The organism is Streptomyces sp. adm13(2018), from assembly GCF_008042145.1.
In the GTDB taxonomy this organism is placed as follows: Bacteria; Actinomycetota; Actinomycetes; order Streptomycetales; family Streptomycetaceae; genus Streptomyces.
In genome coordinates, this window is record NZ_RDBH01000129.1 from 1,440,273 (window position 1) to 1,454,070 (window position 13,798).

Annotated in this window: 12 protein-coding genes; 7 read left to right on the top strand and 5 right to left on the bottom strand. The window is 73.5% G+C overall.

Annotation, left to right across the window (positions count from 1 at the left end):
- Window positions 1-142 precede the first annotated feature (142 nt).
- Entirely contained in the window at window positions 143-1,192 is a 1,050-nt protein-coding gene (locus tag EAO70_RS23335; RefSeq protein WP_148004753.1) for a DUF3533 domain-containing protein, read from the bottom strand.
- A gap of 170 nt (window positions 1,193-1,362) precedes the next feature.
- On the opposite strand from EAO70_RS23335, the gene EAO70_RS23340 reads away from it, so the two are divergent.
- Window positions 1,363-5,001: a DNA polymerase III subunit alpha gene (locus EAO70_RS23340; protein ID WP_148004754.1), complete on the top strand. Its 3,639-nt coding sequence runs from the start codon at window positions 1,363-1,365 to the stop codon at window positions 4,999-5,001.
- Window positions 5,002-5,102: 101 nt separating this feature from the next.
- On the opposite strand, the gene EAO70_RS23345 is transcribed toward EAO70_RS23340, so the two are convergent.
- Together EAO70_RS23345 and EAO70_RS23350 are read right to left on the bottom strand one after the other, a co-directional pair.
- Complete coding sequence (locus tag EAO70_RS23345; protein WP_148004755.1) at window positions 5,103-5,657, bottom strand: Clp protease N-terminal domain-containing protein; 555 nt, start codon at window positions 5,655-5,657, stop codon at window positions 5,103-5,105.
- Entirely contained in the window at window positions 5,657-5,866 is a 210-nt protein-coding gene (locus EAO70_RS23350) for a helix-turn-helix domain-containing protein (protein WP_093878538.1), read from the bottom strand. The genes EAO70_RS23345 and EAO70_RS23350 overlap by 1 nt, the downstream gene beginning before the upstream one ends.
- A gap of 121 nt (window positions 5,867-5,987) precedes the next feature.
- Here EAO70_RS23350 and EAO70_RS23355 point away from each other — a divergent pair, with 121 nt between their 5' ends.
- Entirely contained in the window at window positions 5,988-7,013 is a 1,026-nt protein-coding gene (locus EAO70_RS23355) for a DNA polymerase thumb domain-containing protein (protein ID WP_148004756.1), read from the top strand.
- Window positions 7,014-7,261: 248 nt separating this feature from the next.
- A complete protein-coding gene (locus EAO70_RS23360) occupies window positions 7,262-8,140 on the top strand; it encodes an esterase/lipase family protein (RefSeq protein ID WP_148004757.1) in 879 nt (292 codons plus the stop codon).
- A 5-nt stretch (window positions 8,141-8,145) separates the two neighbouring features.
- Here the strand turns inward: EAO70_RS23360 and EAO70_RS23365 are convergent, their stop codons facing one another.
- Window positions 8,146-9,183, bottom strand: coding sequence for a lytic polysaccharide monooxygenase (locus tag EAO70_RS23365; RefSeq protein ID WP_148004758.1), 1,038 nt, complete (start codon window positions 9,181-9,183; stop codon window positions 8,146-8,148).
- A 157-nt stretch (window positions 9,184-9,340) separates the two neighbouring features.
- The gene (locus tag EAO70_RS23370) at window positions 9,341-10,009 is read right to left on the bottom strand and encodes a response regulator (RefSeq protein WP_148004759.1); all 669 of its coding nucleotides are present in this window, start codon (window positions 10,007-10,009) and stop codon (window positions 9,341-9,343) included.
- Window positions 10,010-10,152: 143 nt separating this feature from the next.
- Between EAO70_RS23370 and EAO70_RS23375 the strand changes: the two genes are divergently transcribed.
- The 4 genes from EAO70_RS23375 (at window position 10,153) to EAO70_RS23395 (ending at window position 13,772) form a co-directional block, all read left to right on the top strand.
- A complete protein-coding gene (locus EAO70_RS23375) occupies window positions 10,153-11,136 on the top strand; it encodes a Bug family tripartite tricarboxylate transporter substrate binding protein (RefSeq protein ID WP_148004760.1) in 984 nt (327 codons plus the stop codon).
- On the top strand, window positions 11,133-11,636 hold the full coding sequence (locus EAO70_RS23380) for a tripartite tricarboxylate transporter TctB family protein (RefSeq protein WP_148004761.1): 504 nt from the start codon (window positions 11,133-11,135) through the stop codon (window positions 11,634-11,636). The genes EAO70_RS23375 and EAO70_RS23380 overlap by 4 nt, the downstream gene beginning before the upstream one ends.
- Window positions 11,637-11,640: 4 nt before the next feature.
- The gene (locus tag EAO70_RS23385) at window positions 11,641-13,137 is read left to right on the top strand and encodes a tripartite tricarboxylate transporter permease (protein ID WP_148004762.1); all 1,497 of its coding nucleotides are present in this window, start codon (window positions 11,641-11,643) and stop codon (window positions 13,135-13,137) included.
- Window positions 13,138-13,310: 173 nt separating this feature from the next.
- A complete protein-coding gene (locus EAO70_RS23395) occupies window positions 13,311-13,772 on the top strand; it encodes a DUF6299 family protein (protein WP_148004763.1) in 462 nt (153 codons plus the stop codon).
- Window positions 13,773-13,798: the final 26 nt, after the last annotated feature.

The window sequence follows — 13,798 nt, forward strand, 5'->3', positions numbered from 1 at the left end:
GCACAACTGTCACGGAGGGCCTTGTCGTTCGGGGGCGGTCGGTGCTGCCCCGCGAACGTAGCGGCCGTCGGGCGGACGGGCCAGCGGTTTCTGCGCCTCGGGGTGGTGCGCGTCGGGTTTGCGCGCGTCGGGTCTGTGCGCCTCAGGGGGTCGGCGTGCCGCTCGCGGGGCCGACCTCCGCCGCGATCGGCTCCGCTTCGGGCTTGCGCTTCAGGGAGGACATCACCAGGGTGACGACCACGCCGACGACCGCCCAGGCCGAGAGGACCAGCATCGAGGCGGTCATGTCGTTGCCCTTGAAGTAGGCGATCGAGCGGGCGGCCCAGGTGCCCGCGCCCGGAGGCAGGGCGGGGCCGATCGCGTTCCAGAACGGGGGCAGCATCGGCAGCGGGAAGGCGCCTCCCGCGCTGGGATTGCCCGCGACCACGATGAGCAGGATCGCCAGGCCGATGCCGACGATCCCGAAGACCGACTGCAGGGCGAGGGTGGCGGCTCCGACGGCGAAGACGACCAGCGTCCCCAGCCCCCACAGGGCCGCGACGCTGCCGGGCAGGGCGCCCAGGATCGGGCCGACGATGATCGCGCCGCCGAGCCCGCCGAGGACCGAGTAGACGGCGAGCACGCCGAGGCGGATGATCGCGCGTTCCCGGTTGGCGGGCCGGGAGCCCGCGCTGATCGCCAGGATCGCGGCGCAGATGTAGCCGCCGACGCACCAGCCGACGACGAGGTAGAAGGCCGAGAGGCCGTCGAAGTCCTCGGGGGACGCGGGAGCCACGTCGACGGTCCGTACGGCCCGGTCCTGGCTCGCCTCCACCCGGGTGAGCATCGCCTGGAGCGTCGAGGAGAGCACGGTGCCGCCGCCGGAGGCCACGAGCAGGGTGTCGGTGCGGCCGGCGGGGTCGACGACCAGGGCGCCGTCGATGTCCCGGTTCAGGATCTGGTTCCGCGCGGTGGCGGCGTCGGCGACCGCGCGGGGGGCGAGCGGGGAGCCGGGGAGCCCGTCCAGCTCCGCGACGAGCTGCGTGGAGACCCGCTGCGGCGCGACGACGCCGAAAGGGACGTCCCGCGGCTCGGGGTGGTGCAGTGCTCCGACGTACGAGGTGATGAACAGCAACTGGAGGGCGAAGACGCCGACGACCAGGAGGGCGGCTCGGGGGGTGACGGCGCTTTTCAGTTCGTCGACGAGGCTCATGCCCCCACGCTCCGGGGCGGGGTGCGTTTTCGCAGGTGGGGTGCACCTGAATGGCTGAGGGGAGGGTGCCCCGGCGCGCTTATCGTACGCGCGTTCGATATGAGTTAAGGTGAGGAGCGAGGGGGTGGGAACGTACGTACGATTTCGATGCGGAAGCCGGGAGGCGCGCCATGCCGGGGTTCACGCATCTGCACACCGCCTCGGGCTACTCCCTCCGCTACGGGGCCTCCCACCCCGAGCGGCTCGCCGAGCGGGCTGCCGAGCGCGGCATGGACGCGCTCGCCCTGACCGACCGCGACACCCTCGCGGGCGCGATCCGCTTCGCCAAGGCGTGCGCGAAGGCGGGGGTCCGCCCCCTGTTCGGCGTGGACCTCGCGTACGAGGCGACGGCGCCCGGAGCGGGGGCGGGACTGTCCGGATCTGGACCGGGACCGTCCGGACCGGTGGCGTCCGGATCCGGGCAGGGGCCGTCCGTACCGGGGTCTGGACCGGGATCGTCCGGACCAGGATCGTCCGGCGGTGGCCCGCGTGGCGCCGGGCGGATGTCCGGCCGCGGCCCGCAGGAGATCCGGCGGGTGCCCGTCCGCGGCGGCGCCTTCATCGACGAGTCCGCGCCCCGCGCCCTCTTCCTCGCCCGTTCCCGCACCGGCTGGGCCTCGCTCTGCGCGATGATCACCGCCGCCCACGCCGGGGGCGGGGAGCGGCCCCTGCTGCCCTGGTCCGCCCTGCGCGAGGAGGAGGTCTTCGTCCTCCTCGGCCCCGACTCCGACGTCGGACGCGCCCTCGCCGCCGGCCGCCCCGACCGGGCGGTACGGCTGCTCGCGCCCTGGCGCGAGCGGTACGGCGACGCGCTGTGTCTCGCGGCCGTCGACCACGGGCGCTCCGGCACCGGGCCCGGCTCCCTGCGGCTCGCCGCCCGTACCGTCGGCTTCGCCGCCGAGCAGGGCGTCCGGCCGGTCCTCAGCAACGCCGTCCGGTACGCCGACCCCGGCCAGGGTCCGGTGGCCGACGTCCTCGACTCGGCCCGCCGCCTCGTCCCCGTCGACCCCCGCAAGGAACTCGACAGCGGTGCCGCCTGGCTCAAGGGGGCCGACGGCATGCTGGCCGCCGCCGAGCGGATCGTCGAGGCCGCCGGCTTCCGCCGGGACACCGCCCACCGGCTCCTGGACCGGACCGCGTCGGTCGCCGCCGCCTGCCTGGTCGATCCCGAGGACGACCTCGGCATCGGCTCCGCGCACTTCCCCGAACCGCACCTCGTCGGCGCCGAGCACCGTACCGCGCAGCGCGTCCTCGCCTCCCGCGCCGCCGCCGGCATGGTCCTCAAGGGGTACGAGAGGCGGGGCGCCTACTGGGACCGGATGCACCGCGAACTGGACGTCATCGCCCACCACCGCTTCGCCCCCTACTTCCTGACGGTCGCTCAGGTCGTCGACGACGTACGGAGGATGGGCATCCGGGTCGCGGCCCGCGGCTCCGGCGCCGGCTCCCTCGTCAACCACCTCCTCGGCATCGCCCACGCCGACCCGGTCGAGCACGGCCTGCTGATGGAGCGCTTCCTCTCCAAGCGCCGCACCGTCCTGCCCGACATCGACGTCGACGTGGAGTCCGCCCGCCGTCTGGAGGTCTACCGGGCGATCATCGACCGCTTCGGCACCGCACGCGTCGCCACCGTCTCCATGCCCGAGACCTACCGGGTCCGGCACGCCGTACGGGACGTGGGCGCGGCCCTCTCCCTGGACCCGGCCGAGACCGACCGGATCGCCAAGGCCTTCCCGCACATCCGCGCCCGGGACGCCCTCGCCGCCCTCGACGAGCTGCCCGAACTGCGGGAACTCGCGGGGGAGCGGGAGAAGTACGGCAAACTCTGGGAGCTCGTCGAGGCCCTCGACGCCCTGCCGCGCGGGACCGCCATGCACCCCTGCGGGGTCCTGCTCTCGGACGCCTCGCTGCTCGCCCGCACCCCGGTGGTGCCCACCAGCGGCGAGGGCTTCCCCATGTCCCAGTTCGACAAGGAGGACGTGGAGGACCTCGGGCTGCTCAAACTCGACGTCCTCGGGGTGCGGATGCAGTCCGCGATGGCCCACGCCGTCACCGAGGTCGAGCGGGCCACCGGGACCCGCCCGGACATCGACGCGATTCCGGAGGGGGACCCCGAGACGTACCGGCTCATCCGCTCCACCGAGACCCTCGGCTGCTTCCAGATCGAGTCGCCGGGCCAGCGCGACCTGGTCGGCCGGCTCCAGCCCGCCTCGTTCCACGACCTCGTCGTCGACATCTCGCTCTTCCGGCCGGGCCCGGTCGCCGCCGACATGGTCCGCCCCTTCATCGAGGCCCGGCACGGCCGCGCGCCCGTCCGCTACCCGCACCCCGACCTGGAGGAGACCCTGCGCGAGACGTATGGCGTGGTCGTCTTCCACGAGCAGATCATCGAGATCGTACGGATCATGACGGGCTGCCGGCGGGACGAGGCCGACCAGGTGCGGCGCGGACTCTCCGACCCCGAGTCGCAGGGCCGGATCAGGCTCTGGTTCACCCGGCGGGCCTCGGAGCGCGGATACGAGGACGAGGTCGTCGCCCGCACCTGGGAGATCGTGGCCGCCTTCGGCTCGTACGGCTTCTGCAAGGCGCACGCGGTGGCCTTCGCCGTGCCGACGTACCAGTCCGCCTGGCTCAAGGCGCACCACCCGGCCGCCTTCTACGCCGGGCTGCTCACCCACGATCCCGGCATGTACCCCAAGCGGCTGCTGCTCGCGGACGCGCGGCGGCGGGGGGTGCCGGTGCTGCCGCTGGACGTGAACCGGTCGGCGGTCGCCCACCGTATCGAACTGGTGTCTGAATCAGCGGTGCGGTGGGGGCTCCGGCTGGGCCTCACCGACGTCCACGGCATCAGCGAGGCCGAGGGCGCGCGCATCGAGGCCGGGCAGCCGTACGCCTCCCTCCTCGACTTCTGGGAACGCGCCCGCCCCCGCACCCCCGTCGCCGAACGCCTCGCCCAGGTCGGCGCGTTGGACGCCTTCGGTGCCAACCGCCGCGACCTCCTCCTGCACCTCACCGAACTCCGGCGCATCCAGCGGGGAGCCGCCTCGCACGGCGGCCAACTCCCGCTCGCCCAGGGCGGGAAGACCGCCCCCGTGGGCCTGCCCGACCTCGACGAGACGGAACGCCTCAGCGCCGAGCTGGGCATCCTCGGCATGGACGCCTCCCGGCACCTCATGGGCGACCACCACGCCTTCCTCCGGGAACTCGGCGTCGTCTCCGCCCAGCGCCTCCGCGAGACCCCGCACGGCAGGACCGTCCTCGTCGCGGGCGCCAAGGCCGCCACCCAGACCCCGCCGATCCGCTCCGGCAAGCGCGTCATCTTCACCACCCTCGACGACGGCACCGGCCTGGTCGACCTCGCCTTCTTCGACGACGCCCACGAGCGCTGCGCCCACACCGTCTTCCACTCCTGGCTGCTGCTGGTCCGGGGCGTGGTGCAGCGGCGCGGTCCGCGCAGCGTCAGCGTGGTCGGCGCCGCGGCCTGGAACCTCGCCGAACTCGCCGAACTCCGCGCGTCCGGTGGCCTGGACGCGGTGGGCGAACGGCTCGCCGAACCCGCCCCGGCGGACCCGGCGGCCTCGGTGGACCCTGCGGACCCGGCCGCCGGGGACGCGGCGGCCGCGCCCGCCGGCGGGCGCGGCGACTCGGGGCGGCGCATCACGATGTCCACGGGGTACGAGATGAACCCCTGGGCCGATCTCAAGCCCGCGGGCGAGGGGACCCCGAGCAGGCGGAAGCTGTGGCACAACAGCCCGGGTTCGGCGGGATGAGCGGCCCGGGCCGCCCCGCGGGGCGACCCCGTTGCGGCTCGGGCGGTCGCCGCCCATGCTCGGGCGGTCGCCGCCCCGGCTCGGGCGCCTGCCGTCTCGACTCAGGCGGTCGCCGCCCCGGAGACCGCGGTGTCGACGGAGGCGTACGTCACCCCGTGGTCGGCGAGGACCTCCGCGACGACCCCGCCGGTCGTGGTGAGCGCGAGCAGGATGTGCTCGTCGCCGATCTCCCGGTCCTTGCGGGCCAGCGCCACCCGGAGGGACTTCTCCAGGACGGTCTTGGCCTCCCGCGAGAAGGAGCGGCGGCCCGACCGCCGTCCGGAGTCCCCGCGGTCGCCGGCCAGCGCGCCCGCGCCGTGGGTCTCCTCCACCCGCGCCACGATCGCGCCGACGTCGATCCCGAGGTCCGCCAGGGCCTCCTGGTCCGCGCGGGAGAGCCCCGCACGGCGCCGCGCGTCGGCCAGGGCGGCCGTCAGGGCGGGGCGGCGGTCCGGCGGGCACAGGGCGCGCAGGGCGTCCGTCGCCCGCGTGCCCTCCCCGTCGAGGAGGGCGAGGAGCAGGTGCTCCGGGGTGACGACCGTCGCGCCGCCCCGCTCCGCGTGCTCGACCGCGCCCTTCACCACGGTGCGCGCGGCCTTCGTGAACCGTTCGAACATCACTGCCTCCCGTACTTCTTGTGGACGGCCTGCCGGCTGACACCCAGTTCGGTCGCGATCTCCTGCCACGACCATCCCTGGTTGCGCGCGCCGCGTACCTGGACGGCTTCCAGCTGTTCGAGGAGTCGCCGGAGGGCGGAGACGGCCCGTAGCCCGACCCGTGGGTCGCGGTCGCCCGCCCGTGCGGCGAGATCGGTCGCATCGGTCATGACGTCAACCTACGTTGACAGTCGACGGCCGTCAACCCTGGTTGACATCTGTGGCTCTCGCACATGGACTCGCACAAACATTCGAACATGCTCTAGTGTGGAAGAACAGGAAGGGACGTTCATGGGCAAACAGGGACAGTCGACGGGGCGAGGAGCGGAGGGCGGCGCCGTGATCCTCTGCGTACGGTTCCGGCTCGACACGCCCGCCCTCGCGCAGGGCGGGGCCGAGACCCTGCTCCCCCCGCTGATCGACCTGCTCGCCGAGTTCACCCCCGTCGTCGAGGCGGCCCCGCCCTACGAGGCGCTCGCCGACGTGCGGGGCGCCCTGCGCTACTTCGACCGGGGCCCGGCCGAACTCGCCTCGGTGATCCGGGTCAGGGCGCTCGCCCTCCACGGCGTCGACTGCGTCATCGGCGCCGGGGCCAACCCGATGCTGGCCCGGATGGCCGCGAGCCAGGCCCGGCCCGGCGCCACCCTGGTCGTCGACGACCCCGCGGCCTTCCTGCGCGACCGGCCGGTCGTCGCACTCGACGGCGTCGGCCGCGCCACCGCCCGCACCCTCTGCGGTTACGGACTCGACTCCGTCGGACGCGTCGCGGACGCGCCCCTCGCCGTGCTCCAGCGGCTCGTCGGAGCGAAGACCGGCCGCGAGCTGTGGGAGCGGGCCCGGGGCGTCGACCGCACCCCCGTCGTCCCGCACGCGGCCTCCCGGTCGGTCGCGGCCGAGCGCTCCTTCCCGCACGACGAGACCGACCGCACCCGGCAGCGCCGGGCCCTGCTCTCGCTCGCCGAGGAACTGGGCGCCCGGCTGCGCACGGAGGGGCAGGTGTGCCGCTCCCTCGCCGTCACCGTGCGGTACGCGGACCGGACCACGACCACCCGGAGCCGCGCCCTGCCCGAACCCACCGCCCACTCGGCCGCGCTCACCGCCCTCGCGTACGCGGTCCACGACTCCCTCGGACTCCAGCGGGCCCGGGTGCGGGGCGTCGCCCTGCGCGCCGAGGGCCTCGCGGGCGCGGAGGGGACGGCGCACCAGCTGTCCCTCGACCCGTCGGACGAGAAGGCCCGGCGGATCGAGGCGGTGGCGGACCGGGCACGGGCGAAGTTCGGCCCCCGGGCGGTCCTGCCGGGATCACTGGCGGCCTGACGGCGCTTCTGCCGTGACGGCCCTCCTGTCAACACGGTCCTTCCGTCGACCCGACGGCCCTTTGCCAGACCCCCGGTGACGACACATCAGTTTTTACCGACGCGTAACTTCCCAGCCACGGCTACCCGTGCGTAGCTTTGGCTGAAGCGCATCCCCATCGCGCATCCCCACCGCGCATCCCCACTTGTGGTCCGGACCGCAGGGCGTAGCACCCCCACCATCCCCTTGAGCCGCAAGGAGATCGCCCGATGCTGCCCTGGAAACACGCCGTCAGAGCGCTGTCCGTCCTGCTGCTGGCCGTCGTCGCCGTCCTCGCACCGACCACCGCCGCCTCGGCCCGGGCCGAGACCGCCACCACCGTCACCACCAGCCGGGGCTGGAACGACTACTCCTGCAAGCCCTCCGCCGCCCACCCGCGGCCCGTCGTCCTGGTCCACGGGACCCTCGGCAACTCCATCGACAACTGGCTCGTCCTGGCGCCGTACCTGGTCAACCGCGGATACTGCGTCTTCTCGCTCGACTACGGCCAGCTGCCGAACGTCCCGTTCTTCCACGGCCTCGGCCCCATCGAGGCCTCCGCCGGGCAGCTCGACATCTATGTCGACCGGGTCCTCGCCGCCACCGGCGCCCCCGAGGTCGACATCGTCGGGCACTCCCAGGGCGGCATGATGCCGCGCTGGTACCTCAAGTTCCTCGGCGGGGCCGAGAAGGTGAACGCCCTGGTCGGGATCGCCCCCGACAACCACGGCACCACCCTGCTCGGCCTCACCAGGCTCCTGCCGTACTTCCCCGGGGCCGAGGGCCTGATCAAGGCCAACACCCCCGGGCTCGCCGACCAGATCGCCGGCTCGCCCTTCATCACCAAGCTCAACGAGGGCGGCGACACCGTGCCCGGCGTCCGCTACCACGTCATCGCCACCCAGTACGACCAGGTGGTCACCCCGTACCGCTCGCAGTTCCTGAGCGGCCCGAACGTCACCAACGTCCTGATCCAGGACAAGTGCGCGCTCGACCTGTCCGAGCACGTGGCGATCGGCACGGTGGACCGGGTCACCTTCCACGAGGTCGCGAACGCCCTCGACCCGGCCCGCGCGACCCCGACCACCTGCCTCTCGGCGGTCGGCTAGGCGGTCTAGCCCTGGGTACGGCGCCGGCGCGTCGCCCCGAAGAGCACGGCCGCGCCGATCGCGAGCACGGCGGCGCCACCGACCGCGAGGTACGGGGTGGTGGAGTCGCCACCGGTCTCGGCGAGCACCTCACCGGAACCGGACCCCGAACCGGCGGCGGGAACGGGCGCGTTGGGCGCGGCGGAGGAGGTCTCGGCGGACGGGGCGGGCTGCGTGGCGTGGCCCGTCCCGTGCCCCGTCCCGTTGCCCGTCTCGTGACCCGGGGCGGGCGCGTTCGCCTCCGCGCCCGTGGCGGCGTCGCCGTCCCCGTGCCCGCCGTGCTCCACCGAGGACTCGTCCTGACCGTCCTCGATCTGCTCGTCGCTCGGCGCGGAGGCGGTCGGCGCCGGGGCCGTACCGCCGCCGCTGTCCTTCCCGAACACCACGTCCGAGCAGGTGTAGAACGCCTCGGGGGAGTCGGAGCGCTGCCAGATCGAGTAGATCAGGTGGCGGCCCGACTTCTTCGGGACGGTGCCCTGGAAGACGTAGTCGCCGCTCTCCATCCGCGGGTCGGTGACCGTGGCGAACGGCTTGTCCTCCAGGTCCGACCACTTCAGCGGCTTCGACGGGTCGTACCCGTCCTTCGTCACGTACAGCTCGAACGAACCCCGGTGCGGCGCGGTCCCCTTGTATCGGAAGGTGTGCGCACCCGAACCCAGGTTGCTGGCCGGCCAGTCGGCCCGCGCGAGGTCGAGCCCCCGGTACTTGTCGTTCCCGGCGCTGCACAGCTTGCCGTCCGGGATCAGCTCACGGTGCTTCCCGGCGGCGTTGGCGATGTTCACCGCGTTCCAGTCGTAGAACGCCTGCGTCCCACTCGCCGCCACGGCCGCCTTGCAGGCCGCCGACTTCGGCGACTCGGGCCCCTCCGCGTAACAGGCCGACACCCGGCTCACCGGATCGGTCATCGACCCGTGCGCGCCGGCGACCCCGGCCCCGATCCCGACCCCGGACAGGGCCAGCACCGTGGTGGCGGCGACGGCGGATGCAGTGCGACGAGAGGTCATGGGGGGACAGCTCCTTCACGAGGACGAGGTGGGGGGACGCCGAGAAAGCTAGCCCCCCGAATACACGAAATCCCTGTTGAAGCCCCGCAGACGACGATCCTTAGGACCGCTTTAAGGAACCACTAAGCAGCGGCTGAGAAAGTCCCCGCCGGCCGCCTCACCCCAGTCGCCGATACCGCCGTTCCGGCCGTCCCGTCCCCCCGTACCGCAGCGTGACCTCCGCTCGGCCCGTCTCCGCGAAGTACTCCAGGTAGCGGCGGGCGCTCACGCGGGACAGGGAGCCGGCTTCCGCGCACTCCGTGGCCGACAGGCCCTCCGGGTGGGCGCGGAGGACGGAGTCCACCAGATCGGCCGTGGGGGCGGCCAGGCCCTTCGGGAGTTCGCGGGAGCCGCGCGGGCGGGTGCCGAAGATCTGGTCGACGTCCTCCTGACGGGCCTCGTCGAGCGCGTCGAGGCGGCTGCGGAGCGCGGCCACGTGGCGGAGCTGCTCGTGCAGGGCCGCCTGACTGAACGGCTTGATCAGATAGTGCAGCGCCCCCGCCCGCAGCGCCTCCCGGATCGTGCCCACGTCCCGCGCCGCCGTGATGAACAGCGCGTCCGTGCCCAGGCCCGCCGCGCGCAGCTCGCGCAGGACCCGGATGCCGTCCATGTCCGGCAGGAACACGTCGAGCAGCACCAGGTCCGGCCTCAGCCGCTCGGCCGCCCGCAGCGCCTCGGCGCCGCTGTGCGCCACCCCGGACACCGTGAAGCCCGCCACCGCCGACACATAGCGGCAGTGCAGCTTGGCGACCATGAAGTCGTCGTCCACCACCAGCACGTTCGTCACGACGCCCGACGCTAAGGCCTGGCCACCCCGACCACAACGACCACAACGTCCGTTGATTGCGGAAGAGAGACAGCTTGCGGGCGCGCGGGCAGCATGTGGGCCACCTCACATCCCCCTTCCCCTACAGCTGAGAGGCGGCACACGTGCGGTTGCGCACCCCCTTCGCCCTCCTCGGGGCCGCGCTCCTGGTGCTGGTGGGCCCGCCGCTGCTCAGTCCCGGCAGTGGCTCCGACACCGGCACCCGGATACCCGGCCTGCGCCTCATGGTCCCCAACACCCCCGGCGGCGGCTACGACATCACCGCTCGCACCGCCGCCAAGAACGCCGAGGAGGCCGACCTCACCGGTGACATCGAGGTCTTCAACCTGCCCGGCGCGGGCGGCACCGTCGGCCTCACCCGGCTCGTCGGCGAACGCGGCAACGGCCGCCTCGCCATGTCCATGGGCCTCGGCGTCGTCGGCGCCGTCCACACCAACGAGACCCCCCGCACCCTCGCCGACACCACCCCGATCGCCCGGCTCACCGAGGAGCAGGACATCGTCGTGGTCGGCAAGGACTCCCCGTACCGGACGATCGACGAGCTGCTCACCGCCTGGAAGGCGAACCCCGGCAAGCTGCCCGTCGGCGGCGGCTCCTCGCCCGGCGGCCCCGACCACCTCGCCCCGATGCTGATGGCCCAGGCCGCCGGCATCGCCCCCAAGGACGTCAACTACGTGCCGTTCGACGGCGGCGGCGAACTCCTCGCCTCCATCCTCGGCGACAAGGTCGCCTTCGGCGTCTCCGGCGTCGGCGAGTACCTCGACCAGATCAGAGCGGGCGAGCTGCGGCTCCTCGCCGTCACCGGACCGAAGCGCGTCCCCGGTCTCGACGCCCCCACGCTCCGCGAGGCCGGTCTCGATGCCGAGTTCACCAACTGGCGCGGCATCGTCGCCCCGCCCGGCCTCTCCGACGCCGAGCGCGAGAAGCTCGTCGCCCTGGTGACCGAGCTGCACGCCTCCCCGCAGTGGCGCGAGTCGCTGAAGACCCACGGCTGGGACGACGCCTTCCTGCCCGGCGAGGAGTTCGGCGCCTTCCTCGCCGAGGAGGACCGCCGCGTCGGCTCCGTACTGAAGGAGCTGGGCCTGTGACCACCCTGAAGAACCGACTGCGCGGGCACTCCGAACTCGGCGTCGGGATCCTGCTGTTCGTCCTCGGCGTGCTCGTCCTCACCGACGCCCTCACCCTGGAGGCCGACCTCGCGGGCCGCGGCCCCGTCGGCCCCGCCACCGTCCCCCTCGTCGTCGGCTGCGGACTGCTCGTCGTCGCCGTCCTCCTCTCCGTCGACGTCCTGCGCGGCGGCCGCGGCGAGGCCGAGGCCGGCGAGGACGTCGACCTGACCGAGCCCGCCGACTGGCGCACGGTCCTGCTCCTCGTCGGGGTCTTCCTCGCCTTCGCCGTCCTGATCGGCCCCCTCGGCTTCCCGGTCGCCGGAGCACTCCTCTTCTGGGGCGCGGCCTACGCCCTCGGCAGCCGCCACCTCCACCGCGCCCCGCTGATCGCGGCCGCCCTCTCGTTCCTGACGTACGTCGTCTTCGACAAGCTGCTCGGCGTCCCGCTGCCCGGCGGTCCGCTGATGGGAGTGATCTGACCCGATGGACTCCCTGACCTCCCTCGCCGACGGCTTCGGCACCGCCCTCACCCCGATGAACCTGCTGTGGGCCGCCCTCGGCGTGCTCCTCGGCACCGCCATCGGCGTCCTGCCCGGTATCGGCCCCGCCATGGCCGTGGCCCTGCTCCTCCCGGTGACCTACGGCCTCGAACCGACCGGCGCGTTCATCATGTTCGCCGGGATCTACTACGGGGCCATGTTCGGCGGCTCCACGACCTCGATCCTCCTCAACACCCCCGGCGAGAGCGCGGCCGTCGTCGCCGCGATGGAGGGCCATCCGATGGCCAGGGCGGGCCGGGGCGCGCAGGCACTCGCCGCCGCGGCGATCGGCCACTTCGCCGGCGGCATGATCGGCACGATCCTGCTCGTCGTCCTCGCCCCGACCGTCGCCGCGCTCGCCGTCGGCATCGGCGCCCCCGACTACCTCGCCCTGATGGTCCTCGCGTTCATCGCGGTGACCTCCGTCCTCGGCTCCTCCCGCGTCCGCGGCCTCGCCTCCCTGCTCATCGGCCTCACGATCGGTCTGGTCGGCCTCGACCAGATGACCGGACAGCAGCGGCTCACCTTCGGCTCCCTCCAGCTCGCCGACGGCGTCGACGTCGTCATCGTCGCGGTCGGGCTCTTCGCCATCGGCGAGGCCCTCTGGGTCGCGGCGCACCTGCGCCGCACGGCGGGCGAGGCCATCCCGGTCGGCCGCCCCTGGCTCGGCCGGCACGACGTGAAGCGCACCTGGAAGTCCTGGCTGCGCGGCCCCTTCATCGGCTTCCCGTTCGGGGCGATCCCGGCCGGCGGCGCGGAGATCCCCACCTTCCTCTCGTACGTCACGGAGAAACGCCTCTCGAAGCACCGCGAGGAGTTCGGCAGGGGAGCCATCGAGGGCGTGGCGGGACCGGAGTCGGCGGCCTCCGCATCGGCCGCCGGGACCCTCGCCTCGATGCTGACCCTCGGGCTGCCGACGACGGCCGTCGCCGCCGTGATGCTCGCGGCGTTCCAGCAGTACGGCATCCAGCCCGGCCCGCTGCTCTTCGAGCGGGAACCCGAGCTGGTGTGGGGGCTCATCGCCTCGCTGTTCGTCGGCATGGTGCTGCTGCTCGCGCTCAACCTGCCGCTCGCCCCGGTCTGGGCGAAGCTGCTGCGCATCCCGCGCCCGTACCTCTACGCGGGCATCCTCTTCTTCGCCGCCGTCGGCGCGTACGCGGTGGGCGGCGAGGCGCTCGACCTGGTGATCCTGCTGGTCGTCGGCCTGATCGGACTGGGGATGCGGCGGTACGGCCTGCCGGTCCTGCCGGCCGTCATCGGGGTCATCCTCGGCCCGGCCGCCGAGCAGCAACTGCGCCGCGCCCTGCAGATCAGCGACGGCTCGGTGTCCGGTCTGGTGAACACCCCGTTCTCGATCACCGTGTACGCGGTCGTCGTCCTCCTGCTCGGCTGGCCGCTGCTGAGGAAGGTGATCGCCCGGCGCCGTGACGTGGCGGCATGACCGGGCGGTACGGGTACGAGGTCGTCGAGCGGCGCGTGGACGGGCGGTACGACGGTATTCACTACCGAAAGGTGCTCAACTCGCCCCCGATCGGGTGAGTTCGAAGAGTCGGCGACCGGATCCGGTATCCCTGGCGGGCAGCACCATCCCCCCACCCCGAAGGGACCCCGCTCATGCGCGTCCGACTCGTCCTCGCCGCAGGCGTTCTGCTCGCCTCCGCCGCCGTCGCCCCGCTCGCCCACGCGGAGGCCGCCGGCGGCCTCCCCGGGAGGCCCGCCCCGACCGGGGACAGCCGCACCCTCGACGACCTCTCCGTCTACGGCTACGGGACCGTCGGCGAGGACAGCACGGTGACGCTCTCCGGCATGTACCGCTGCCTCGACGACAGCGCGGGACCCGTCTTCGTCGGCTCCACCCTCGTCCAGGGGGACCGCACCGCCGGCATCGGCGGCACCCGCGCCGTCTGCGACGGGCACCTCCACGAGTGGGTCAACACCGCCGTCGTGAAGGACCCCGCGTACCGGCCGGGCGCGGCCACGGTCCGCGCCGCCCTGATGCAGCTGACGACCGGCGAGGCGGGCCTCCCGGAGCCCGGCTACCTCGCCACGGAGGACGCCTCCGTCGTACTCCGCTGACACGGTCGGCGGCCCGGGGCCGCGCG